Genomic DNA, 375 nt, shown 5'->3' on the forward strand with positions numbered 1-375 from the left:
CACGGCTATTGAGTTAAAGCAGGAGCAGCATGATGCATCCCCATCACTTCTGTAATCACCTCAATCGGACATTTGTAACCGAAGCGTTTGCGGGGACGAATATTCATTTGATACGAAATGGCATCCAACGCTTCCTGACTATGTACCGACAAGTCCGTGCCCTTGGGCAGGTACTGGCGAATCAAGCCATTAATGTTTTCATTACTGCCGCGCTGCCAAGGGCTATGCGGGTCACAGAAGTAAATCGCCACCCCAGTGTTCTGCGTGATTTCAGCATGTTTTGCCATTTCGCGGCCTTGGTCATACGTCATGCTTTTACGCACCGCCAGCGGCATGCTGTTCAGTGCTGCACTGAAGCCTTGAACAGCAGAAGTA

The 375-nt window shown here is 50.4% G+C and carries 1 protein-coding gene; it reads right to left on the reverse strand.

Annotated features, from left to right (window positions below; all coding sequences use genetic code 11):
• Positions 1–5: 5 nt before the first annotated feature.
• Positions 6–375, reverse strand: a 370-nt coding sequence (locus ACXPVS_RS27460) for an IS30 family transposase (protein WP_458512669.1), incomplete at its 5' end; no start/stop codon positions are given.

The organism is Pseudomonas sp. Ma2-10 (assembly GCF_054330215.1).